Origin of the sequence: Candidatus Poriferisodalis sp., assembly GCF_965204125.1 — a bacterium.
Classification (GTDB): Bacteria; Actinomycetota; Acidimicrobiia; order Acidimicrobiales; family Poriferisodalaceae; genus Poriferisodalis.
In genome coordinates this window covers 2,736,481-2,761,635 of record NZ_OZ241968.1, presented here as the reverse complement: position 1 = coordinate 2,761,635, position 25,155 = coordinate 2,736,481, and the positions used below count along the sequence as shown (strand labels likewise).

Annotated in this window: 15 protein-coding genes; 10 read left to right on the top strand and 5 right to left on the bottom strand. The window is 68.7% G+C overall.

Annotation, left to right across the window (positions count from 1 at the left end; genetic code table 11):
* Positions 1 to 28: 28 nt before the first annotated feature.
* The 3 genes from ACOGXD_RS12755 to ACOGXD_RS12745 are packed head-to-tail and all read left to right on the top strand — an operon-like array spanning position 29 to position 3,539.
* Positions 29 to 1,351 (top strand): cytochrome P450, encoded by a 1,323-nt coding sequence (locus tag ACOGXD_RS12755; protein WP_419915409.1) that lies wholly within the window; start codon positions 29 to 31, stop codon positions 1,349 to 1,351.
* A 47-nt stretch (positions 1,352 to 1,398) separates the two neighbouring features.
* Positions 1,399 to 2,682 carry an LLM class flavin-dependent oxidoreductase gene (locus ACOGXD_RS12750; RefSeq protein ID WP_419915408.1) on the top strand — a complete coding sequence of 428 codons (1,284 nt, stop codon included), beginning with the start codon at positions 1,399 to 1,401 and terminating at the stop codon, positions 2,680 to 2,682.
* Positions 2,679 to 3,539, top strand: coding sequence for an alpha/beta fold hydrolase (locus ACOGXD_RS12745; protein WP_419915407.1), 861 nt, complete (start codon positions 2,679 to 2,681; stop codon positions 3,537 to 3,539). The genes ACOGXD_RS12750 and ACOGXD_RS12745 overlap by 4 nt, the downstream gene beginning before the upstream one ends.
* Here ACOGXD_RS12745 and ACOGXD_RS12740 read toward each other — a convergent pair.
* The 3 genes from ACOGXD_RS12740 to ACOGXD_RS12730 are packed head-to-tail and all read right to left on the bottom strand — an operon-like array spanning position 3,517 to position 7,731.
* On the bottom strand, positions 3,517 to 4,428 hold the full coding sequence (locus tag ACOGXD_RS12740) for an alpha/beta hydrolase (RefSeq protein WP_419915406.1): 912 nt from the start codon (positions 4,426 to 4,428) through the stop codon (positions 3,517 to 3,519). The two genes, ACOGXD_RS12745 and ACOGXD_RS12740, sit on opposite strands and share 23 nt — an antisense overlap.
* A gap of 54 nt (positions 4,429 to 4,482) precedes the next feature.
* On the bottom strand, positions 4,483 to 6,756 hold the full coding sequence (locus tag ACOGXD_RS12735) for a penicillin acylase family protein (RefSeq protein ID WP_419915405.1): 2,274 nt from the start codon (positions 6,754 to 6,756) through the stop codon (positions 4,483 to 4,485).
* 51 nt (positions 6,757 to 6,807) lie between these two features.
* Entirely contained in the window at positions 6,808 to 7,731 is a 924-nt protein-coding gene (locus tag ACOGXD_RS12730) for a TIGR01777 family oxidoreductase (RefSeq protein WP_419915404.1), read from the bottom strand.
* 58 nt (positions 7,732 to 7,789) lie between these two features.
* Here ACOGXD_RS12730 and ACOGXD_RS12725 point away from each other — a divergent pair, with 58 nt between their 5' ends.
* Complete coding sequence (locus ACOGXD_RS12725) at positions 7,790 to 10,012, top strand: beta-propeller domain-containing protein (protein WP_419915403.1); 2,223 nt, start codon at positions 7,790 to 7,792, stop codon at positions 10,010 to 10,012.
* A gap of 94 nt (positions 10,013 to 10,106) precedes the next feature.
* Here ACOGXD_RS12725 and ACOGXD_RS12720 read toward each other — a convergent pair whose 3' ends face one another.
* Positions 10,107 to 10,889 (bottom strand): enoyl-CoA hydratase/isomerase family protein, encoded by a 783-nt coding sequence (locus tag ACOGXD_RS12720; protein ID WP_419915402.1) that lies wholly within the window; start codon positions 10,887 to 10,889, stop codon positions 10,107 to 10,109.
* A 197-nt stretch (positions 10,890 to 11,086) separates the two neighbouring features.
* Here ACOGXD_RS12720 and ACOGXD_RS12715 point away from each other — a divergent pair, with 197 nt between their 5' ends.
* The 3 genes from ACOGXD_RS12715 (at position 11,087) to ACOGXD_RS12705 (ending at position 12,886) form a co-directional block, all read left to right on the top strand.
* On the top strand, positions 11,087 to 11,854 hold the full coding sequence (locus ACOGXD_RS12715) for a DUF169 domain-containing protein (protein ID WP_419907707.1): 768 nt from the start codon (positions 11,087 to 11,089) through the stop codon (positions 11,852 to 11,854).
* 80 nt (positions 11,855 to 11,934) lie between these two features.
* Positions 11,935 to 12,345, top strand: coding sequence for a VOC family protein (locus ACOGXD_RS12710; RefSeq protein ID WP_419915401.1), 411 nt, complete (start codon positions 11,935 to 11,937; stop codon positions 12,343 to 12,345).
* Positions 12,346 to 12,442: 97 nt separating this feature from the next.
* Complete coding sequence (locus ACOGXD_RS12705) at positions 12,443 to 12,886, top strand: rhodanese-like domain-containing protein (protein WP_419915400.1); 444 nt, start codon at positions 12,443 to 12,445, stop codon at positions 12,884 to 12,886.
* 110 nt (positions 12,887 to 12,996) lie between these two features.
* Here the strand turns inward: ACOGXD_RS12705 and ACOGXD_RS12700 are convergent, their stop codons facing one another.
* On the bottom strand, positions 12,997 to 13,497 hold the full coding sequence (locus tag ACOGXD_RS12700) for a DsbA family oxidoreductase (protein WP_419917405.1): 501 nt from the start codon (positions 13,495 to 13,497) through the stop codon (positions 12,997 to 12,999).
* A gap of 194 nt (positions 13,498 to 13,691) precedes the next feature.
* On the opposite strand from ACOGXD_RS12700, the gene ACOGXD_RS12695 reads away from it, so the two are divergent.
* The 3 genes from ACOGXD_RS12695 (at position 13,692) to ACOGXD_RS12685 (ending at position 25,100) form a co-directional block, all read left to right on the top strand.
* On the top strand, positions 13,692 to 14,948 hold the full coding sequence (locus ACOGXD_RS12695) for an acyl-CoA dehydrogenase family protein (protein ID WP_419915399.1): 1,257 nt from the start codon (positions 13,692 to 13,694) through the stop codon (positions 14,946 to 14,948).
* 196 nt (positions 14,949 to 15,144) lie between these two features.
* Entirely contained in the window at positions 15,145 to 16,419 is a 1,275-nt protein-coding gene (locus ACOGXD_RS12690) for an ATP-binding protein (RefSeq protein ID WP_419915398.1), read from the top strand.
* 362 nt (positions 16,420 to 16,781) lie between these two features.
* The gene (locus ACOGXD_RS12685; protein WP_419915397.1) at positions 16,782 to 25,100 is read left to right on the top strand and encodes a cell wall-binding repeat-containing protein; all 8,319 of its coding nucleotides are present in this window, start codon (positions 16,782 to 16,784) and stop codon (positions 25,098 to 25,100) included.
* Positions 25,101 to 25,155 lie beyond the last annotated feature (55 nt).

Below are 25,155 nucleotides of genomic sequence, written 5' to 3'. Positions count from 1 at the left end.
CAGAGCACAGAGTGGCGAGGGAGCCGACATGGCGGTTGCAACCGAGGCTGAACGGGAGGAATGGCGGGCCGGCGGCGCGGTGAATCCCGATCGTGAGCAAGCGCACTTCGGCGCGGGCGTCCCACACGCTGCCGATCTCGCCATCGACGAGATCAACCCGCTGAACCCTCATCTGTTTCGCGAGGATCGCTGGCACGACCACTTCGCACGCCTGCGCCGGGAAGATCCTGTCCACTTCAACGAGCTGGGTTCGGCAGGACGCTATTGGTCGGTCACGAAATGGGCCGACGTGCGCGAGGTGGAGAGCGACGACGAGACGTTCTGCTCGGCTCACGGCATCACAGTCGGACCGCCCCCAGACACCGACTTGCCGCCGACGACACCGCTGGACTCGTTCATCACCATGGACGCGCCCGAGCACCGCCCCCAGCGTCGCACTGTCCAGCCGATGATGGCCCCGACCAACCTGCGAGACCTCGAGTCGCTCATCCGGGAGCGCGCGGCCAAGGTGCTCGACTCCCTGCCGGAGGGCGAGACGTTCGACTGGGTCGACACCGTGTCGGTCGAGCTGACCACGCTGATGCTGGCGACCCTGTTCGACTTCCCGCTAGAAGACCGCCGCAAGCTCACCCGCTGGTCCGACCTGGTCACCACTATCCCCGGTCCGGACGGGATCGTCGAGACAAGCGCCCAGCGGCGTGAGGAGTTCTCCGACTGCCTCCCGTACTTCGAGCGGCTCTGGGAAGAGCGGCGGACCAACCCCGGCAACGACATGATCTCGATGCTGGTCCACGGCGATGCCACCAGCCACCTTCCCGCCGCAGCCCACCTCGGCAATCTGATCCTGCTGATCGTGGGCGGCAACGACACCACACGCAACACCATGTCGGGCAGCGTGTATGCGCTCAACAAGTACCCCGATCAGTACGACAAGCTCATGGCGAATCCCGATCTCATCGCCGGCTTCGTGCCGGAGATCATCCGCTGGCAGACACCGCTGTCGTACATGCGGCGGACTGCCACGAAGGACTGCGAGGTCGGGGGCAAGCAGATCCGCAAGGACGATCAGGTCCTGATGTGGTACGTGTCGGCCAATCGAGACGAGGACGTCTTCGGCGACAATGCCGACGACCTCGACATCGAGCGTCACAACGCCGCCAGTCATCTCTCGTTCGGCTACGGCTTTCACTACTGCCTCGGCAGCCGGCTGGCCGAGCTGCAGCTAAGGGTGCTGTGGGAGGAGATCCTGCCGCGCTTCGAGCGCATCGAAGTCCAAGCCGAGCCCGAGCGCTCGCTCTCGTCGTTCATTCACGGCTACACCCACCTCCCCGTCCAAGTCACCCGGCGGTAGCCGCGACCATTGCTTCGCCTGAGCCCAAGCCCTGAAGGAGTCCCCACATGACCGTCAAGTTCTGCTGGTTCAACCTGATGCCGTGGCCCGATCTGCCCGACGACTTCAAGACCGAGCACCGGTCGGTCTGGGTGGACATCGACGGCTCGCTATTCGACCCCGAGCGCGCCAACGGCGTCTACCACGAGTACATGGACCAGCTCGAGTTCGCTGACGAGCTCGGCTTCGACGGCATCGGTGTCAACGAGCATCACCAGAACGGCTACGGCATCATGCCGAGCCCCAACATCATCGCTGCGGGCCTGGCCCGGCGGACCTCACAGGCGGCGATCTGCGTGATCGGCAACTCGATCGCCCTGTACAACCCGCCGCACCGAGTGGCCGAGGAGTTCGCCATGCTCGACTGCCTGAGCGGCGGGCGGCTGGTGGCGGGCTTCCCGGTGGGCACGCCGATGGACACCAACTTCACCTACGGGCAGATCCCCGCGCTGACCCGTGAGAAGTACTACGAGGCCCACGACTTGATCATGGAGGCGTGGACCAACCCCGACGTGTTCGCATTCGACGGCAAGTACACCCAGCTGCGCTACGTGAACTGCTGGCCCAAGCCGATCCAGCAGCCGCACCCGCCGATCTACATCCCCGGCGGCGGGTCGATCGAGACGTGGGACTTCTGCTTGGAGAATGACTACAACTACTCCTACCTCAGCTTCAACGGGTACCTCGCAGGCCAGACGCTGATGGACGGGTACTGGAACCGTGTCGGCGAGCTTGACAAGTCCATGACGCCGGGGCGCGCAGGGTTCGCGCAGATCATCTGCACTGCGGCCACCGACGCCGAGGCCGAGGAGCTCTACAGCGAGCACATGCTGTATTTCTTCAACCGCTGCCTGCATGTGTTCCCCGGCTTCGCCGACCCGCCCGGCTACCGGACGGTCAAGACCATCCAGGCGGGCAAGCTCGACCAGTTCCGCAAGGAGAACCAGGCGCTGTTCAAGCGGCTGACCTGGAAGGACCTGGTGGAAGGCGGCTACGTCATCGCAGGCTCGCCCGACACCGTGCGCGAGCGCATGGAAGACATGATCAAGCGGCTGCGGGTGGGCACGGTGTTCTGCCTGCTGCACATGGGCAACATGCCCGACTGGAAGACCCGCTATTCGAGCCAGCTCTTCGCAGAGAAGGTGATGCCCGGCCTGCGCGGCATCTGGGGCGACGAGTTCGCCGACGCGGAGGACTGGTGGTGCAAGCCGATGGATGACCGGGTGCGTCCCGAGGACACCATGGCCGACGCCCGCCGCTACCCCGAGGCGCCCAAGGGTCCGGTGGCATGAGCGCCACCGAGACGGCGCCGGCGCCGGTCTTCGAAGAGGTAGTCATCACGACGCGGCGGGGCGTGACGGCGCCAGTGCGCGTCTACGAGCCCGCGGGCGGCGCTTCGGCCGGCGCTGCGACGGTCATGGCGCTGCACGGCGCAGGCGGCTGGCTGCCTGGCGAGCCTGTGCTCGACGGACTGGTCGCTGCCGGGCTGCGGGTGGTGGCACCGGTGTGGCCCGCCTGGAGCGAGCACACCGACGAGGACCGTCTGTCAGACATGCAGGACTTCGCGTTGCACGGCTGGGACGTTGCCACCGAGATGGGCCTGCTGCGGGACGACGGCGCTGGCGAGCTGCACCTGATGGGCCACTCGATGGGCGGCATGATCGCTGCGGAGATGGCGGCGCTGGCGCCCCAGTCGGTGGCTCGGATGGCCTTGCTGTGCCCTGCGGGGATGTGGCTGGGCGACCACCCGATTCCCGACATCTTCGCGATGCTCCCCTACCAGCTCGCCGAGGTGCTCTTCGCCGATCCCAACGTCGGCGAGGAAGTGCTGACCGGCGGTGCCGACTTCTCCGACAACGCCACGCTGACGCGCTTCATGGTGGCGCGGGCTCGCCAGCAGGGCATGGCCGGCAAGATCCTGTTCCCGATCCCCAACCGGCGCTTCTCCGAGCGGGCATACCGGGTGACAGTGCCAACGCTGCTGGTGTGGGGCCAACAGGACCGGCTGATCCCACCCGCATATGCCGACGCATGGCAGGCAGCCCTGCCCGACGCGACCGTCGAGCTGGTCGATGGTGCCGGACACATGCTCCCTTACGAGCAGTCAGCAGCCGTCGTCGCCGCCGTTACGTCCCACCTGACGAGCTGAGAGGCGCTGCTAGAAAGGCAGCGGCTTCGGCGAGCGCCAGGTCGGCCTCGGGCAGGTCGTGGTAGTGCCACGTGTGCCACATGTGCTCCCAGAGGTCGAGCGTGACGTCGACGCCGGCGGCCGCCGCCCGGCGTTGCAGTTCAACGGCTTGGGCCGCCAGCGGCTCGTCGGCAGCTGCATTGACGAGCACGGGGCACAATCCGCTGAGCTCAGCGCGTAGCGGCGACAGGCGAGGGTCGGCAGGGTCGGTGTCGCCCGTGTAGCAGTCGATGAGGCGGCGCTCGTCATCACCCGGGGATGGACGACCGGGCACAGAAACATGGTCCAGCACCGGGCTAAACAGCACTGCGGCGACAGGCGCCACGCCCTCAGCCACAGCCATCACCGCAGCGCTCAGCGCGAGCGCTCCACCGGATGAATCGCCGGCGAGCGCCACAGGCGTGCCCTCAGCGGCGAGCGCGAGACACACGGCCAAAACGTCGTCCAGCGCTGCCGGGAACGGATGCTCGGGCGGTCGGCGATAGTCCACCGAGACCACACGCAGGGTCCGGGCCAAGCGGGCGGTGATCGGGATCGCCACCGCAGCGCTGCCCAGCACGTAGCCGCCTCCGTGCACGTAGACCACGGTCGGCGATCCGGCGTCGGGTGGCGGGCCAGCCACTAGACACCCCACGCCGCCAACCATCTCCTGCCGGTGAGGCACCGCAGGATCGTCGTCCTCGCCCCACAGTGCATTGGTCGCAGCCCGCCAGCGAGCGACCGCCGCCAAGTCCGTCAGGTCCGGAATCTGGATCGGCACCGACGGCCTGCGCCGGGCCCGGTATGCGGCAGCTTCGGGCGACAGCTGGTGCCGACGGAGGATTCGCGTGGCGGCTGGGTCTACGCTCACGATGACCTCGTTGCGGTCAGGTCGAAGCAGCTGCGGTGCAGCGGCAGCGCCTGGCTAGATCTCGTGCTCATGGGTGGTGACTGAGGCCACTGATTGCGGGCTGTACGCCATCGGTATGAGCTCGCAGTCGAGCCAGGCCTGGCGTTGGTCGAGATCGTGGCCGCTGTTGCGCACACCCGACACGCCATGGGGGACCACCCAACCGGAGTTGTCCCAGTCGCCGAGGTCGAATGCGTACCGGGCAACCGAGCCGTGGATGGCCCGCTCGCCTGTCTCGGGCGCGGTGCCGCCCTGTCGGACCGTGTCGCCGTCGCCGGCGCAGCCGTCGACCGGCGGGTGCAGGTCGCGCGCCGCGGCGAGCGTTGATGCGAGCGGGTGCGGCGAGGCCATCCGATGCACCTTCCCCCATGTCCACTCCTGCGGATCGGCGCCGAGCCGCTGGGTCAACTCGGCGGCGGTCTCGTCGACACAGGCGCTGGCGGCCATGCGCCGGCCGATGGGGTTGTCGAGCCCCGGAACCACATCGAGGTTGCGTTCACAGAGCATGCGCGTGGCGGCGCCCGCCGCCATCCGGCTGGCCTCCGCCGCAGGCGGCCACCCCGCGGCGCCCAGCTGAGCCCCGGCGATGCCGAGGCGTTCGATGATCGCCTCGATGAGCCGCCGCTTGATGACCGCGTAGATCGTTGCCGGCGCCGAATCGGCGGTCATGCGCTGGTCCCAGTCGGCAAGCATGTCGAGCAGCGTGTGCGAGAGCTCGTGACCGCACTCGACCGCGTATTCGGTGATCAGGCCCAGCACATTGGCTGCCACGAGCGAGGTCACGTCGCCGTGGACGGCGCTCATGTCGTCCACCGTGGCACCCGTCATCGGCGCCAGCAGCTCGCAGATGCGGTCGTGGCGGCTGGGGCCGGCGAAGTCCAGCGAGATGTACGGGCCGCCGTCGGCGGTGCGGTTGTTGGCCGTGACGAGGAAGCCGCGTTCAGGGTCGGTCCATTCCGGCAGGTCCTCGAAGGGAACTGGCTCGAGGCCGTCCCATGCGAACTCATCGGTACCCGGCACCGGCGTCCAGCGGCTCGCCGGCCGGCGTTCGACCACGCGTCCCCGGATCTTGAATGTGATCGACCCGGCCCGGTCGGCCGCCAGCAGATTGTTGACCGGCAGCACCCACGGCCTGACCGCCTCGACCAGCTCGGCCGTCGATCCCGCGACAAGCATCGGCCAGAGGGCATCCAGCGTCGTGTCTGGGCCGAACATGCCGGTCCACTGCATCGACAGCGCGACACCGTCGGCGGGATCGCCCAACACCACTGGTCCTCTCGGCGTGGAGCCGCACAACACCTCGACCGTGCCCTCGCCCCGGATGTCGAGCTCCTCGGTACGCCACGGCTCACCCAGTGTCGAGCCAGGCTCGAAGCGCTCCACGAACACGTCGGTGTCGTCGCACATGCCGTGCGTGATGCCCCAGGCCACCTCGGCGTTGTGGCCGAAGTGCGGGAAGCCGGGCACGCCGGGGAAGCCCATGCCGATCGCGTCGAACTCGTCGCAGCGCAGGTGGCACTGGTGGTACACGTTCGGGAACTCGATGCCGCGGTGCGGATCGCCCGCCAGCAGCGGCTTGCCGCTGGCAGTGCGCTCTCCGCTGAGCGCCCACGAGTTGGACGCCCCGTCGGAGTCCATCGCCGCTGCCAGCGCCGCCATGTCGGCCCCGCTCGAATCGAGCACGTTCGCCGCGTCGGCAAGCAGTTCGGGTCGGGGACCCGTTCCCGGCACTATCGCCGCATCGGCTTCGATGTCGCCGACCGTGGCCATCACGGCGTCAGGACCGGCTTGGGCCATGATCCGCCCCCGCCACAGCTTGCGGGTAAGCGTGCCCATGAAGATGTGGCGCAGCTTGTACACGGCCACGCAGTGCCACGGCTCCCAGGGCTCGGGCGGCGCCGAGTGATACTCGAATTCGGCCGGCAGCGTGTCCTCGCGTCCGGCGAGCCAGCGGTTCACGCCCCGCGCATAGGCCTCGCACATCGCCTGCGTACGCCCGTTGAGCGCCGCGTAATCGGCCTGGGAAATCGCGGCCAGGCCGAGCCGGCGGAAGAAGGCATCCTCTCGGGCACCGGCCATCCCGACCACCTCAGCCCAGCGCCCCAGCGCCCGGCGCCGGTCCCACTCCATCTGCCAGATCCGGTCGTCGGCCGCCACCCAGCCCTGCGCTGCGAACGCAGCCGCAGCCGACGGCGCCTCGACATGGGCGATGCCCCACCGGTCACGCCGGACCGTCACGCCCAGCGCGCCGGCCTCCTGGCCACTTCCGGATCCATCGCCCTGCACCATGGCGCTCACGCTAGAAGCCCGAACGCCACGCGAGGCCGGCAAGGCGATCTGTCAGATGGCGGCAGCGAGCGCGGTAGCGAGGTCGGGGTGGCTGAACTCGAAGCCGTCCTCGGTGAGGGCATCGGGAACCACCCGAGTTGAGTCGAGCAGCAGTGCTTGGCCCATCTCGCCGAGCGCTGCACGGATCGCGAACTTCGGCGCCGGCATGAACGATGGGCGTCCTAGCGCTGCGCTCAGCGCACGCTGGAAGTCGCGCTGGCGCACCGGGTTGGGGGCTGTCAGGTTGAACGCACCGGTGGCGTCGCTGCCGATGAGATGACGGATGGCTCGCACCTCGTCGTCCAGGCTGATCCAGCTCCACCATTGACGGCCGGTTCCCAAGGGACCGCCGGCACCGAGCCGCGTGATCCTCGCCATCCGCTCGATGGCGTCTGCGCCGGGACCCAGGACGAGACCGGTGCGGATGCGCACCAATCGCACCCCGGCATCGGAGATCGGCACCGCAGCACGCTCCCAGCGCATGCACACGTCGGCCAAGAAGCCGTCGCCCGGCAGCGACCGCTCCGTCAGCTCCTCGTCGCCCCGGTTGCCATAGAAGCCGATCGCCGAGCCGCACACGAACACCGATGGCTTGGCCTCGAGCTCACCGATGACCCCGCCAAGCAGGCGGGTGGAATCGATGCGGCTCGACATGATCGCTGCCTTGCGCGCAGCGGTCCACCGCCCTCCGATGCTCTCCCCCGCCAAGTGGACGATGGCATCAAGCCCCTCGAGCGCAGATGCGTCGATAGTCCCCTCGGCCACGTCCCACGCGACCGTCGATTGGCCAGCCCCGTCGGCGGCGCTCGAAGCATCAACCGAGCCGGGCCGTCGCGAGATGCCGACCACCTCGTGACCGTCCGCGCGCAGACTCGCGGCGAGTGCACCGCCGATCAGCCCTCGAATGCCGGTGACCGCGATTCGCAAGGTCTGCATGACACCATGATGACCCAGCGGGCTGGCTCGGCTGGCGCGGCAACCGGGGACACACGATATGCGGCTCTTGCAGCGGACATCCTTCGTCATATTCTGCGCGGCACTGCTTGCCGCCGCGTGCACTGGGACGTCTGCTCCTACCAGCAGCCCTGACGATCCCGGCAGCAGTCCCGATGATCCCGTCGGCGATCCCGCCCTGCCGCAGGTCGTGCTCGGCGAGGACGACATCGTCCTCACGGCTGCGTTGGTGCGCTTCGACGATTGCGGCGCTCTGCTGGAGCACCTGCGTACCGAGTACGCAGCGCGGGTGGGCCCGTGGGGCTTCGGCGGCGGCTGGTTCGGCCACGCGGAGGAAGAGATGATGGACGAGGACATGGCGGACTCGGACGACAGCGTCACCGGTGCGGCTGCTGCACCGGTGGAGGGCGTCGACTTCTCTGGCACCAACGTGCAAGAGCGAGGTGTCGACGAGGCCGATTTCGTCAAGACCGACGGCCGCCGCATCTTCACGCTGTCGGGCGGCGAGCTCGTCGTCGTGGATGTCGCCGGGCGCCAAATCATCGACACGATCACGGTGGCTGAGGGCTGGTCGCCGGAGCTGTTCATTGACGGGGACAGTCTGCTGTTGATCGTGCGCTCCTACGACGAGGATGCCAACACACCGCTGACCGTGCTGCAGCGCATCGAGCTGAACGACGGCCGGCTGTCGATCGTCGACACCATGCGGGTGCAGGGCGACTACCTGAGCGCCCGCAGCGTCGGGGGCTTCGCGCGCGTCATCATGCGCTACGACCCCCACTACAACTTCCCGTTCGTATACCCGCAGAACACCCAAGGCGAGGATGCCGCCGAGCGGGTGAACCGCGAGGCAGTGCTGAACTCGACGCTCGACGACTGGCTGCCCCGCTACGCCACCGGCAGCCGCGGCACCGGCGGGGGCCAGCAGCTCACCGGCTGCGACGAGGTGCATGCGCCGTCAGTGTTCTCCGGCTTCGGCGTCACCACCGTGATGAGCGTGCCGGTCGGCGGCAGCCTCGACCCATCGTCGTCGACGGCCGTCACCGCCCCCGGCGACACCGTGTACGCGTCGGTCGGCTCCCTGTACGTCGCAACGACCCGCTGGCTCGACCCCGAGCAATTCGCCGACGACGAGGACGGCTGGCGGCGCGCATGGGAAGAGCGCCGCACCGCCCTGCACCGGTTCGACATCTCCGGCGACGGCAACGCCAGCTACGAGGCGTCGGGCGAGGTGCCAGGAGCGATCCACAACCAGTTCTCGCTGTCCGAGCATGAGGGTTACCTGCGGGTGGTCACCACCGTGGGCGACCTGTGGGACGAGGAGTCGGAATCCCATGTGCGGGTGCTCGAACAGCAGGGCGACGAACTGGCCGAGATCGGCAGCGTGGGCGACATCGGCCGGGGCGAGAACGTCCAGTCGGTGCGCTTCGCCGGCGACATCGGCTACGTGGTCACGTTCCGCCAGATCGACCCCTTCTACACCATCGACCTGTCGGTTCCGGCCGACCCACGCGTGATCGGCGAGCTGAAGATCCCCGGGTTCTCCAGCTACCTGCATCCCATCAGCGACGATCTCGTGCTCGGCGTGGGCTCGGATGCGGATCTTGACGGGCGCATCACCGGCGCGAAGGCGTCGCTATTCGACGTCAGCAACCTCGCCGATCCCCGCGAGGTGTCGGTGTGGGCTGCACCCGACGGGTGGCACGACGTGGGCTGGGACCACCGGGCGTTCCTGTGGTGGGCCCCCGAACGGCTCGCTGTGGTGCCGGTAACGGTGTGGCAGGACTTCTCCGGGGCGGTCGTGCTGCGTGTCGAGGACCGGTCCATCGAGGAGTTCGGCCGTGTGTCGCACGCTGAGGCTGACGAGCAGCCCGGCATTACGGATTGCCGCAAGCTCACCGTCGACGACCTTCCGTCGGCCGAGCGCACCGAGTTCTCCACCGAACTCGAGTTCCTGATCGTCGAGACCGGCAGCGAGGTGCTGGCCTGCGAGCCCGGAGAGGCCGGCATGACCGGCTTCGACTGCTACGACGATCCCTACTTCGAAGACGAGGCCGCGAAACTGGGTCTGCTGCGGGGCGACGAGTCGGTCTCGGTCTGCTGGTGGAATCACGAGCCGCGGCGGATCGTGCGCAGCATCGTGATCGGCGACGAGCTGTGGACGCTGAGCTTCAAGGGCTGGGGGTTCGATGCAAGCCGGCGCGGCCGGCTCGAAGTCCACGACCTCGCCACGCTCACCTACCTCACCGGGATCGACCTGTAGCGGGCCGCTCGGCCTAACGGCCCGGGACCAGTTGCTCGGCCTAGCGGCCCAGGGCCTATTGCTCGGTTTACCGACCCAGGGCTTGTTGCTCGGCCTAGCGGCCGACGAAATTGCCGGGGCGGCGTTCGCTGACGGCCTTCATGCCCTCGCGGGCGTCTTCGGTGCCCGACAGTCGCAGCTGCTCGGCCGCCTCGCGCTGGGTGACCTCGCGCACCTTGTCGCCGAGACCGAGCCGCAGCGTGGCCTTGATGGCCCGCACCGCCAGCGGGGCATTGGTCGCGATCTCACGTGCCACCTCGATGGCGCGGTCACGCACCTGATCGGCGGGCACGCACTCGTCCGCCAAGCCCAGGTCCACCGCTTCGTCGCCCTTGTAGCGCTGGGCACCCAGCAGCACCTTGGCGGCGCGCTCAGGCCCGAGCAGCAGGGGCATCGTCACGCTCATGCCGAAGCCCTGGTGGATGCCCAGCGAAGCGAAGTTGGCGCAGAAGCGAGCCTCGGGGCAGGTGATGCGGATGTCAGGCACCATCGCCAGGCCCAGGCCGCCGCCGATGGCGGGGCCATGAATCGCCCCGACGATGGGCAGAGTCACGTCGAAGAGCCGGCCCGACCCCTGGTAGAGCTGCAGCGTGGCGCTGCCGCCGACCTTCTCTTCGGAACCGCCGCCGACGCCCTCACCGCCCAGGTCGGCACCGGCACAGAACGAGCGGCCCTCGGCGGCCAGCACGGCGCAGCCGATGCTCATGTCCTCTTCCAGCTCGACCATGGCGTCGGCGATGTCGTGCACCTGGCGGTAGCTCAGGAAGTTGTGCGGCGGGCGATCCATGATCACCAGCCCGACGCGCCCGTCCCGCTCGACCCTCAGTCCGTCTGCCATTGCCCCGTCTCCGATCACCCGGTCTGCTGACCCGGTCTCTGCTCGCTCGGCGGCTCACGCTAGTGGTCGCCGAACTAGCGTGACCTCTCGAACACGGCAGCCGGAAACTCCGGGAACTTCACGGTGGCCGTGGACACGAGGGGGCAGCCGTGGCTCAGACCGACACCGCCGACGCAACGAACGAAACCGCAGCGCACGTGCGCACGGCATCCATCGACTGGGACGAGCTGCTGGCGCGGCTGCAGGCCGTACTGCGCATCCGCACGACGCCGATCGGCATGAAGCTCTTCGAGACGGTCGAGGCGATGAACGAAGTGCCGCGGGTGCGCCGCCCCAAGGCCATCCACACCACCGACCAGATCGTGGGGATGGCGTGCCGGCTGAATTGGACCGTCGGCATCACCATGGACGACCTGGTCGGGGCGCAGTGCGGCGCCGTGATCGGGTTGCACCCCCAGGACGACAAGTGGCTGTCGGGCGACCGCATGGCCGGGGTGTGGTACGAGACCCTCGAAGACGCCTCTGCGCACCAGCACGCTATGGACTTCGTGCCCTACGGCACCTATGAGGCGATGGTGGTGTCGCCGCTGTCGTCGAAGCGGCTGGACCCGCCCGATGTCTGCATGATCTACGCCACCCCGGCGCAGATGATCATCTTCATCAACGGCCTGCAGTGGCGGGAGTACAAGAAGCTGGAATGGGGCTGCGTCGGCGAATCGGCCTGCGCCGACTCGTGGGGCCGGGCACTGCGCACCGGCGAGCCCAGCGTGTCGCTGCCCTGCTTCGCCGAGCGGCGCTACGGCGGCGTGATGGAAGACGAGCTGCTGATTGCGCTGACGCCCGAGGACCTGGTTGTAGCCGTCGAGGGCATGGAGGCGCTGGCGCGGAACGGCCTGCGTTACCCGATCCCGCCGTACGGCATCCAGACCGATGCCCGGGCCGGCCTGGGCGCCAGCTACGACTGAGCACACCGGCGCACCAACCTGATCAAGCGCGGATCGAGCGCGGAACATACAACGCAGAACAAACACAGACAGGGGACAACGTGGCACTGCAACCGACCAAGGAAGGCTTCGACCTCGGCATCGTCACCAGCAACGGCGACGAGATGCTCGCGTTCTACCGCGACGTGCTCGGGCTGGAGTTCGAGGCGACGCTCAACATGGAGCAGGTGGGCATCGCCCAGATGCACCGTCTGTGGGCAGACAAGAGCCTGCTCAAGCTTGTGGTGCCTGTGGCTGACGTGCCGACGGGGGCCACAGGCGGCATCACCGGCGCCACCGGGCTGCGCTATTTCACCTTCAACGTCGGCAATTTCGAGGAAGTCATGACCGCCTGCGAGGACGCCGGGGCCAACGTCATCTGGCGACGGCTCGAAGCGCGGCCCGGCGTGGTGGTCGGCATGGTGGAGGATCCCGACGGCAACTGGGTGGAGTTCATCGACAACCCGGCCTGATCATCGGCAGCTGCACATCGACTGCGGACTGGCGCGCCTTGGGGCGCGGCAGTGCGTCTTAGGATCGCTGGCAGAACGGCATGGGGAGCGTTGAGCAGTGCCTGAACCTCAGCGCAAGACGATCAACCAACTGCTGGACGAGGCGCGCTCGGGACTGGAGCGTGTCGCTCCTGCTGAGCTAGCCGAGCTGATGGGCGCCGGCAGCGGCGACGGTGAACCGCAACTGCGTGTCATCGACATACGGCCACGAGATGACAGGGAGAGAACCGGCGTCATCGAGGGCTCTGAGCACATCGGGCAGTTGGTGCTGGAGTGGCGCCTCGACCCGGACTCGGGCGCTTCGGAGGGGACCGCGGCCGATCTCGACGACCATTTGGTCATCGTGTGCAACCAGGGCTACAGCTCGAGCCTGGCTGCGGCCCAGTTGCAGGAGTTGGGCTTCGCGCACGCCACCGATCTCGACGGCGGCATCGAATGCTGGATCGGGCACGGCCTGCCTGTGGTGCCGCCGCGGGATGCCGGCGGCGGGCAAAGCGCCTAGCAGCAAACGCCAGGTGCGCTGATCGTCAACGCAACGTCACTTGGTTGGAATCGGCAACCAACCCAAGGCGGTACGGCGCACCGCCGGACACGGGGACTATCGAGGCGATCTCAGCCGGTGGGCGGTGCAGGCCGCTCGCGCAGCCGCGTGATCACGTCCGCCATGAAGTCGTCGTCCTGCGCGCCTGGGATCACGAGGCGACCGTCGAACAGCCAGCTCGGCGTAGCGCTGATCCCCCACTCGTTCGCACGGGTCATCGATGCCCGCAAGGCCGGCAGCAGCTCGTCGTCGGCGACGACGCGCCGCAGCACGTCGGGGTCGATGGCTACGTCTGCCGCCAGGCTGACCAGCACTTCAGGATCAGCGACGTCGAGCTCGTCTTCCCAGTAGGCGGCGTACAACCGGTCGTGGTAGCGCTCGGCGGCAGCGGGGTCGGCGTGCTCGACCGCCAGCGCAGCCTGGTGCGCCTTGGCGCTGTTGCGCAGGCGCTTGGGCACCACGAACGTGATGCCTTCGGCCTCGGCCATCTCGGCGATCCTCTCGAAGCTCATGCGAACCTCGACGCCCTCGGGCGGCACTTCGGGATGGATCTCGTATGCCAGCCAAGTGATGTCGAGGTTGTGCCGTTCAGCCAGGCGGACCGCCCGGGCCCGTGCCAGATGGCACCACGGTCACAGGTAATCCGACCACACCAGCACCGACATCGCCTCAGCAGTCGTCATCGCCCCGACCTCCGTGGCACATCCTCGCACACCGGCTCCTGCGGCTCGGCGGGGGCCGCAGGCAGCCGGGTAGCTTGCCGCGCATGGACTTCACCATCCCCGGCGACATCGCCGAGCTGCTCGACGACCTAGACACGTTCATCGACGACGTCATCAAGCCCATCGAGAACGAAGACGACAACATCCGCTTCTTCGACCACCGGCGGGAGGACTCGCGCACCGACTGGGAACGCGAGGGCTTGCCCAACGCGGAATGGGAAGCGCTGCTGGTTCGGATGCGCAAGGAGGCCGACAAGGCGGGCTTCCTGCGCTGGCACCTGCCCGAGCGCTTCGGCGGCAGCAACGGCACCAACCTGGGCATGGCCATCATCCGCGAGCACCTCGCCCGCCGCGGCCTAGGCCTGCACAACGACCTGCAGAACGAGAACTCGATCATCGGCAACTTCCCGACCGTGCTGATGATGGAGCGCTACGGCTCACCGGCCCAGCAGGAGTACTGGATCCCCAAGATGCTGGAGGGCCAGGCCCGCATCGGCTTCGGCCTCACCGAGCCGCTCCACGGCTCCGACGCCACCTGGATGGAGACCACCGCCGTACGCGACGGCGACGAGTGGGTGATCAACGGCGAGAAGTACTGGAACACCGGGCTCCACCACGCCACCCACGACTACATCTTCGCCCGCACCTCGGGGAACCCCGGCGAGGGGCACGGCATCACCTGTTTCATCGTGCCGGTCGACACGCCGGGCTTCGCGGTCGAGAAGTTCATGTGGACCTTCAACATGCCCACCGACCATGCCCACGTGCGGCTGACCGACGTGCGGGTGAGCAACGACGACATCCTGGGCACCGAGGGCCGGGGCCTGCAGACAGCGCAGCTCTTCGTGCACGAGAACCGCATTCGCCAAGCGGCCTCATCGGTCGGCGCCGGCCTGCACTGCATTGATGTGGCGGTCGACTATGTGAAGAACCGCACCACGTTCGGCAAGCCGCTGGCGCAGAACCAGGCCATCCAGTTCCCCCTGGCGGAGCTGTACACCGAGGCCGAGATGGTGCGGGCGCTCATCTGGAAGACCGCCTGGGAGATGGACGAGGGCGTCGATCACATGGAGATCACCGACAAGGTGGCCATGTGCAACTACCGGGGCAACCGGTTCTGCTGCGACGCCGCCGACCGGGCCATGCAGAGCTGCGGCGGCAACGGCTACGGCCGCCACATGCCCTTCGAGCACATCTACCGGCACCACCGCCGGTACCGGATCACCGAGGGATCAGAGGAGATCCAGATCCGCAAAGTGGCCGGCAAGCTGTTCGGCTTCGCCCAAAGGGCGAAGAGCTAGCACAGCGCCGGCCGCGCAAAGGGTTAACGCCCCCCGCAAGGGCGAAGGGCTGACACAGCGCCCAACGGGCGAAGAGACACAGCGCCCTCTTCCCCCATCTGGGCACGCTAACTGCCCATATATGGGCGTATCAACTGCCTATATATGGGCAGTCAACGCTACAATGCTGACTAGTCGCCCGTCACTGGAGGCACAGATGGCACAGCAGCTGACCCCGGCCGGCTACCGGCCACGGGTGGTGGATGCCGAAATGGAGGCTTCGCTGGCGGCAGCGCCCGCAGTGCTGATCGAGGGGCCGCGGGCTTGTGGAAAGACGTGGACCGGCAAGCGATTCGCCCGAAGCGAGGTGCTTCTTGACGCTCGGGCCAGTTCCCTGCTGGCCTCCAACCTGGACCCCGCCCCGGTGCTGGAGGGCCCGACACCGCGACTGTTGGACGAATGGCAGCTTGCACCGGAAATCTGGAATCCGATGCGCCGTGCCTGCGACGACCGGGGCGAGGCGGGCCAGTTCATCCTGACCGGCTCTGCCAACCCCCCCGACGACATCACCCGCCACTCAGGGGCGGGAAGGGTGCTTCGGGTGAGGATGCGGCCCATGAGCCTGCTCGAGTCCGGCCTGTCTGACGGCAGCATCTCGCTGGACGGCTTGTTCGAACCCGGGCGGTGCTCCGCCCCAGATCGCGGTCTCAGCCTCGACGACGTGATGGAAGCGGCCTGCCGAGGCGGTTGGCCACAGCTCCTGAACGCCGACCTGGCCACGGCGCTGCGGGCCACCCGCGGCTACCTCGACGAGATCAGCCGCACCGACGTTTCCCGAGTGGACGGGGTGGCCCGCAATCCCGCAGGAGTCCGCAAGCTGCTCGCCTCGCTCGGGCGAAACATCTCCACCGAGGCGAGCTTCGCCACCTTGGCCAATGACACCGCTGACGAGCAGGGCGCCATAGAGCGCCGCACCGTGTCTTCGTACATGGCGGCCCTGGAGCGCCTGTTCGTGATCGAGGATCTGCGAGCCTGGAAGCCCCATCTCACCTCGAGGGCGCAGTTGCGGAACGCGCCGAAGCGCCACTTCGCTGACCCCTCGCTGGCTGTGGCGGCCCTGGAAACCAATCTCGAATCGGTGATGCGAAACCGAAGCTTCGTCGGGCTGCTGTTCGAGTCGTTGGTCGTGCGCGACCTCCGCGTCTACGGACAGGCCAACAGCCTCGACCTGTCCCACTACCGCGACAGCGACGGCTTGGAAGTCGACGTGATCGTCAAGCACCCCGACGGCCGCTGGGTCGCCGCTGAGGTCAAGCTCGGCAGCGAGCAAGGCATCGAAGAAGGCGTCCGATCACTCCGCCGCCTGCAAGACAGAGTCGACCCCGACCGCAGCGGAACACCGTCGCGCCTCGCGATCATCACCGCCGGCGGCTACGGATTCGAACACCCCGACGGCGTGTCCGTCATCCCCATCACCGCCCTCGCCCCGTGACCTCGGCGCCTTCGCGTCTTGCCGGCCGTCGGGTGCGGTGGCTGGCATCGTCAGGGCAATGGCAGCCCAACGTCCGGTGTGCGAATGGTTGACGGCCCGAGCGCGGCACCCCTCGGCGGGCGCATCTCACCGGCGTTCTGGCGAGGACGCCAGCTGCGCATGATTGCTGTATATGAGTGTCGTTGGCTCTGTGAATGGCTGTACATAACCACTGCTGGCTCTGTGGATGCCGTTATCGTGGCCTGCCGTGAGCACCTACCGTTCCGCCGGCGCCGATGAGCTGAGCACGAAGCCTCATTCGGCGCGTCTCTGCGACCCCCCCCCCCCCCGAGTTACGGCTGCGGGCGAGATCGGGTACAGGCGTGAGGCGCCGACGGGCTTGGCGGCGCTGCCTGGTGCTGCTGGCGGCAGCAGCGCTGGCGGCAGTGCCCGTGCTGTTCTTCGGAGGGGTGCCGCCGGCTGAGGCGCAGGACCCGACGCCGATCAAGCTGGTAAGCAACTCGACGAAGCTGGGCGGCCAGACGATCTACTTCGGCACTAACGGGAGCTTGTCTGTCAGCAGGTTCTCGACGGGGGCCAACAGCGGCGGCTACACGCTGTCGAGCATCGAGGTGCGCACGCGCACCGCTCTGACCTCTGCGCAGACCCCGAAGCTCAAGGCGGAGGTGTGGTCGGCCAAGACCGGCGGCAGCCCGAACGCGAAGGTCCACGATCTGGACGTTCCGGAGACCACATCGTCGGGCTGGGTGTCGTTCGCGGCGCCCGACAGCGCCGGGCTGGACGCCAGCACGAACTACTTCCTGATGGTGTACACGACCGACAACACCAACTTCGAGATCCTGACCACGACCAGGGATCAAGAGGATGCGGACAGCGCCACAGGCTGGTCCATCGACGACACGACGTACCTCACACGTCAGAACACCCCGTCCAGCGCCACCTGGGAGCGGACGGGTTCAGCCCGTGCGTTCGCGATCACGGTGAAGGGCTTGTTGGGGCAGTCGGCGGCTATGCCGGAGATCTCGTTGGCGAGTGATGAGGCTGATGGCACGGTGGCGGAGTCCGATACTGACAGGGTGGTGGAGTTGACGGCGTCGGTGCCGTCGGCGCCGACGTCGGATGTGACGGTGAACCTGTCGGTCAGCGGCACGGGGGTGACGTCGGGCGATTACATGCTGCCGGCGTCGATCACGATCACGTCGGGTTCGACGTCGGGGACGGCGTCGTTGACGATCGTCGACGACGACATCGACGAGGACGCCGAGACGCTGGCGGTGACGGCGTCGGCGACGGGGTACACCGCGAGTGATGCCGTGTCGATATCGATCACCGATGACGACACGGCGGGTGTGACGGTGTCGGAGACGGCGCTGTCGATGCAGGTGGGCGCGACGGCGACCTACACGGTGAAGCTGAACTCTGAGCCGACCGCGACGGTGACGGTGACGCCGTCGGTCAGCCCGTCGGCCAAGGCGACGGTGACCGGCGCGATGACGTTCACGGGCGGTTCGTCGGGGAACTGGGCGACAGCGCAGACGGTCACGGTCACCGGCGCAGAGGCGGGATCGGCGACGGTGTCCCATGCGGTGACCAGTTCGGACACGGACTACTCGTCGGCGGCGTCGGTGGCGTTGACGGTGACCGCTGTGCCGGTGTCGGCGAAGACCTATGAGTTCGCGTCGTCGACGGCGTCGGCGACAGAGGGATCGTCGGCGTCGTTGACGATCAGGCTGGGCGAGGCCGCGCCGACGGGCGGGCTGGCGTTCACGGTGAGCTACGGCTACGCGAACCCCAGCACGGCGAGCGCGGCCGATCTGAATTCGCCGCCGACGACGGTGTCGGTGTCGGCGAACGCGACGACGGCGTCGTTGAGCGTGCCGACCAAGACCGACACCGACGTGGAGGCCCATGAGACGTTCACGGTGTCGATCAGCCCGGCGACGGCGACGGGCTGGTCGGTGACCTCGGGCGGCACCGCGACGGCGACGGTGACGATCACCGATGACGACACGCCCGCGGCGCCGACGGGCCTGTCGGCTGCGGCGGGCGCCAGCGGGGAGCTGGATCTGTCGTGGACGGCGCCGTCGGGGGTGCTGTCGGGTTATGCGGTGCAGTACACGACGGCGCCGACGTCAGGCAACGGGGCTGTGACGAATGACGCGGAGGCGCAAGGCACTGACGCGTCGATGGGCTGGGTGACCGGCGGCACGGTCACCGGCGGGGCCTCGGCCACGACGCACACGATCGAGAGTCTGACGAACGGCGACACGTATCGGGTGCGTGTGCGCGCCGCCAGCGCCGCGGGCAACGGCGCGTGGGCGCACACGACGGGCATGCCTGCGGCGCCGACGCAGCCGACGGTGACGCTGTCGGTGGTGTCGGGTTCGGTGACCGAGACCGACGCGGATCAGACGGTGACGGTGACGGCGACACTGTCGGCAGCGGCGGGTTCTCAGGGTGTGACGGTGACCTTGGCGGCGACGAACACGTCGACGGCGACGACGGCGGATTACACGCTGCCGGCGTCGATCGCGGTCGCTGCGAACGCGATGTCGGGCACGGGCGATGTGACGATCAAGGGCGACACTGTGGTGGAGCTCGACGAGGATCTGGTCTTGGAGCCGTCGGCTGCGGGGCATGACTCGGCGGGGACGCTGACGATCACGATCGTCGACAACGACGTCGCCGCCGCCCCGTCGAGTCTGGGGGTGCGCGGGGAGAGCGCGAAGCTGGTTCTGTCGTGGACCGCCCCGGCGGCGGCGGCGCTGTCGGGCTATGACGTGCACTACACGTCGGCGTCGGCGACGGCCGCGCCGAACGCTCAGGCGGTGCAGACGGGCGCGAATCCGTCGGCGTCGGCGGGCTGGGTGGACGCCGCCCACACCGGCACCGCCACCGGGCACACGATCAGCAGCCTGACCAACGACAGGCTGTATCGGGTGCGGGTGCGCGCCGTGAGCGACGCCCGCAACGGCGCGTGGGGGTTCGTGTCGGGCACCCCGGCGGTGCCCGCGGTGAAGGTGTCGGCGGGGTCGGTCGCGGTGGAGGTGGGCGAGACGGTCTCCTACACGGTGAGGCTGGCGACCAAGCCGACCGGCAGCGTGACAGTGCGCGCACGAAGCGACGACACCGGCAAGGCGACCGTGAGCCCGGCGTCGTACACGTTCACGGCGTCGAACTGGGACGACGAGAAGACGTTCACGGTGACCGGCGTGGCGGTGGGCACCCCCGACATCGACCACGACGTGCAGACCAGCGGCGACACGACGCGGTACCCGACGACGCTTTCGGTCGACGACGTCGACGTGACGGTGAACGCGTCGACCAAGACCTACAAGATCGACTACACGGGACCCACCGCGGAGGGCTCGGACGCGTCGCTGACGGTCACCTTGGGCCGCGCGCCGACCGCGTCAGCGGGCCAGGACCTCTCGGTGACCTACAACTACTCGGGAAGCACCGCCACCACGGCGGACACGGGCACGACGCCGGCCACGGTGACGGTGGCGCAGAACATGACCACCGCGACGTTGACGGTGCCCATCGCCCAGGACAACCTGGTGGAGGGCGCCGAGTCGTTCACCGTGACGATCGGGCGGCCGGCGACGGGCTGGTCGGTGCCGTCGGGCGCGTCGGCCACCGCGACGGTCGACATCACCGACGACGAGACGACCAACGCCAAGATCGCGTTCGGCAGCTCTGCTTCGGCGACGGCTGCGCACACGGTGTCGGCGGCGGAGAACAAGACCTCGCCTGCGACGGTGCTGGTGCCGGTGACGGTGTCCGCGCGGCCCCAGACCAACACGTCGTTCGATATCACCGCGGCGGGCACCGCGACGAAGGGTGCGGCCGGGGACTACACGGTGCCGGCGTCGGTGACGTTCGGGCCGACCGACACGGCCGAGACGGACGGGTCGGTGACCAAGAACGTCACGGTCACGCTGCGAGACGACAGCCTGGTGGAGCTCGACGAGACCGTGGAGCTGCAGATCGCGGCGGCGGATGTCACGCCTGATGACCTGGGCGATCTGTACGCGCGTCATGCCAGCGGCTCCAAGGCGACCGTGACGATCACCGACGACGAGGCCGACGCCGGCCCGACGGTCGCGTTCGGCAGCGACGCTGCGGCGACCGCTGAGTACGAGGCGAGCGTGGCCGAGGACGTGTCGGGCGGGACGCTGTCGGTGCCGGTCACGGTCAGCGCGCTGCCGGGCGCGTCGACGACGTTCGACGTGGAGGTGCTCGGCTCGGGTACTGCGACGCAGTACGACGCGGGGCCGCCGGAGGCGGCAGGCGATTTCCGGATCGCCACGAAGTCGGTGACGTTCGGGCCGACCGGGGCGTTGACCAAGAACGTGTCGATCGCGATCCAGAACGACGCCCTGGTGGAGCGAGCCCAGACGATCAAGCTGCAAATCGCCGCGGCGCGGGCCAGCACTGATGTGGACTACGACGTGGGAGATCTGTACGGCCGCGACGCCGAGGGCGACCCGGCCACCGACACCGACGGGGCGTCGTCGGAGGCGACGCTGACGATCACCGACGACGAGGCCGCCAACGCGAAGATCGCGTTCGGGAGCGATGCTGCGGCGACTGTGAAGCACATGGTGCGTCCTGGCGAGACCGTCGGGACGGTGAGCGTGCCGATCACGATCAGCGCTGCGCCTGAGTCCGATGTCGTGTTCGAGGTGTCGGTGTCGGGGCTGGCGACCGAGAACACCGACTACACGATCAACGCGAAGTCGTTCACGTTCACCCCGACAGGTGCGCTGACCCAGAACGTGGAGATCACGATCACCGACGACGACCTGGTCGAGAACGATCAGGCGATCGATCTGGACATCGCGTCAGGCACAGGCGACTTGTTCGGTCTGTACGTGCGTCACGCGCAGGGCCGTCTGGCGTCGGTGACGATCGTGGACGAGGACCGTGACGAGGCCAAGATCGTGATCGGCACAGCAGTGCCCGCCGACGGGGACACCCCTGCCGCGTACACGGCGACCGCGGCTGAGGGCGACGGCACGCTGGCGGTGCCGGTCACGATCAGTCATCTGCCCGAGTCTGCGGTGTCGTTCACGGTGGAGGCGACCGACGTGCCTGACGGGGTCGGCAAGGACGCGCGTGCCAGCGCCGATGCTGCCAATCCGGACGGGAATCCCAAGGATTACGGGTTCGCGGCGACGACGGTGAGCTTTGACGACACCGCCGGCGGGTTCAGCAAGGATCTGACGATCGACGTCGTGGACGATGTCGTGGAGGAGGACGACGAGTTCATCGGGTTCAGGATCGCGGCGGCGGACTCCGTGATTGACGATCTGGGCGACTACTACGAGCGTGTGACCGACGCGTCGACGGCGTTGGTGACGTTGACGAGCGAGGACGCGGTGGGCTCGGTGGCGTTGTCGTTGTCGGGGGTGACTGCCACGCCGGGGGGCTGGTTTCCGGTGCTGGAGGGCACTCCGGTGACGGTGACGGCGACGGCTGACATTCCGGTGGGTCCCGGGGGGTGGTCGGTGTCGGTGTCGAACCCGACGCTTGAGCAGTACAGCGGGTTCGTGAGGACCCAGTGCCGCACCAATCCCGCTTTCAAGGGATGGGCGTGCCCCGACGACTACCGGCTGCCTGCCGATTTCACCATTGAGGAGGGCCAGACGCAGGCCACGGCGACGCTGACGCTGCGCTCGGACAGCCGCGACGAGCCGAACCCCGAGCAGATGAGCCTGGCTGCTGTGGCGGCCCGCCGCGGTGTCACCAAAAAGGCCGACAGGCTGGAACTGCGGATCGTGGAGAACGCGTCGGGAATCAGCATCGACCCGCCGTCGGCTGTGCTGATCCCCGGCGAGACCGTCGACTACATGGTCGCGTTGAGCGGCGCGACGGCGCCGGCGGGCGAGGTGACCGTCACGCCGGCCAGCGGCGACACCGACAAGGCGACGGTGTCGTGCGCGGCGGACCCGTGCGTGCTGACCTTCACGTCGACGAACTGGCAGGATCCCCAGACCGTCACCGTCACCGCGGTCGCGGCCGGCGATGTCAAGATCGCGCACGCGACCGAGTCGTCGGATGCGGCGTGGAACCAGCTCAACGGCCTCGCGGAGTTCTCCGTCAAGGTCAACGCCGCCCGCAACGTGTTCCGGGTCGACCCCCCGAGGGACGCGGCAGACGAGGGCGCCACCGCGCAGCTCACGATCACCCTGGGCGCCCTGGCGCCCACGGGCGGGCTGACGTTCACCGTGGACCGCTCCCGCCAGAACGACCTGGAGCACCTGATCGCCAACCCGCCGCTGCCGACCCCCGAAGCGGGCCTCGCCGATGTCGCTGTGGACCTCGCGTCGCCGCCTTCGACGGTCACGGTCTTGGAGGGCGAGCGCACCGTCACCTTCGAGGATCCGGTCGCCGACGACGACCTCGCCGAGGGCGACGAGCACTACTACGTCGTCATCTCCACCGCGACTGCGGGATGGTCCCGCGAGACGCGCACCCATCCCGCGACGGGCCGCACGTGCGCGCAGGACGCCGCCTGCGCCCGGGTCGACATCGCCGACGGCGACACCGCGGGCCTGTCGGTAGCGTTCGGGAACGCGGCCGACGCCACCACCACCCACACCGCCGCTGCCGCCGAGAGCGCCGGCACGGTGACCGTGCCCGTCACGGTGTCCGCGCTGCCCGCCGCCGAGATCGCCTTCGACATCGAAGTAGTGGCCAGCGGCACTGCCACAGAAGGCGCCGACTACACGATCGCCGCCAAGCGGGTGACGTTCGGGCCGACCGACACGTCCACCACCAAGAACCTGACCGTGACGATCACCGACGACAGCACAGCGGAGGGCGACGAGACGATCCGGCTGCGCATCGCCGCGGCCGATGACCCTGTGGACGACCTCGGCGACCGCTACGCGCGCCACCAGAACGGAGCACAGGCGACCGTCACGATCACCGACAACGACGGCGCCGTGCAGATCAGCACAGCCGACGTGACGGTCAAAGCGGGCGCGGCCGGGACCTACACGGTCCGCCTCGCAGGCGCCCGGCCCTCATCGGCGGTGACCGTCACCCCGACCAGCGGCGACACCGCCAAAGCCACCGTGGCCTGCGCGGCCGCGGACCCGTGCGTGCTGACGTTCGACAGCGCCAACTGGCAGCAGCCCCAGACCGTCACCGTCACCGGCGTCACCGACGGCACCGCGACGATCACCCACACCGTCGGCGGCTCAGACGCGGCATACCCGTCGTCGCTGTCGGCCGCGTCGGTCGCAGTGCGGGTCACCGCGCTGCCGACCGCGTCGATAGCCGTGTCGCCGAACCCGGTGCGCGAGACCGCCGCGGCGACCGTCACCGTCACCCTCTCAGAAGCCCTCGCCCAGCAGGCGGTCATCCCGATCGTCGTCGCGCCCGCAGCGGGGGACAGCCCTGCCCAGGAAGGCGACTGGACCCCGCCCGACAGCGTCACCATCCCGGCCGGGCGCACGAGCGGCACCACCACGCTGGTCACCGTCCGCGACACCGACACCGACGACGAAAAGGTCGACGTCTCGCTGGGCACGCTGCCCGCCGGACTCGCCGAAGGCTCCCCCGCCACCGTCACGCTCACGATCACCGACACCGGCACCGGCATCCGAACCCCGCCGCCGTCGGTCAACGTCGGAGGCGGCCCCGGCCCCGGTGGTGGTGGCGGCGGCGGTGGAGGCGGCGGAGGCGGCGACGACCAGGACGCCGGCCAGACCGAGCGGCTGTGGGGCCCAGATCGCTACGCCACCTCGCTCGCGGTAGCACGCGAGGTCGCCGCCGCAGCCGACGGCAAGCTCGCCACCGTGGTGCTCGCAGGCGGGCACAGCTGGACCGACGCCCTCACCGCAGGCCCCCTCGCAGGAGCGCTCGACGCGGCCCTGCTGCTCACCGCCCCCCACGGGCTCCCCGCCGACACGATCGAGTGGATCAAGAGCCTCGGCGTAACTGAGATCATCGCGGTGGGCTCCACAGAGCACATCACCGATACAGCCCTCGAAGCTCTGGCCGACATCGACGCGGACATCGAGCGCATCACCGCCGACGACGCCGAAGCGACAGCGGTCGCGGTGGCGCGTCGTGTGGGGCGCCCCGACACGCTGGGGCCGCTGCTGGGACGCACCGTGATCGTCGCATCCAGCCGCGTGTTCGCCGACGCCCTCGCAGCCGGCCCGCTCGCCGCCAAGGGACCCCACCCGATCCTGCTCGTCGACGAAGACGGGCTGCACCCCGACGCCGCGGCGTATCTGGCCGAGTTCGCAGATCACGTCGTCGTCATGGGCGGCACCGCCGCCATCAGCACAGAAACCGAGGACCAGATACGCGCGATCGCACAAGCCAACCGCACCGGCGACCGCCCGATGAACATCACCCGCCTCGGCGGAGCGGACCGCTACGCCACCGCGGTCAAGTTCGCCCGCTGGCTCGACAGCCCTGCCCTGGAAGGACGCGTCTGCTTCACCACCGACACCGTCGGGCTCGCCACCGGCACCAACCCCGCCGACGCCGCAGCCTCCGCACCCCTGCTCGCACGCCGATGCGCCCCCCTCGTGCTCACCCAACCAGACCGGCTCCCCACCATCGTCGCCAGCTACCTGCGCCGCGCCGGCGAGCTCATCGTCTTCGGCGGCCCCAACGCCATCAACCAAACCGCCCTCGACGACTGGACCCGCTGAACCCCCACGCAGCCCCGCCTAGCGGGCCTCCGGCGCAGCAACCCAGCCAGCAAGA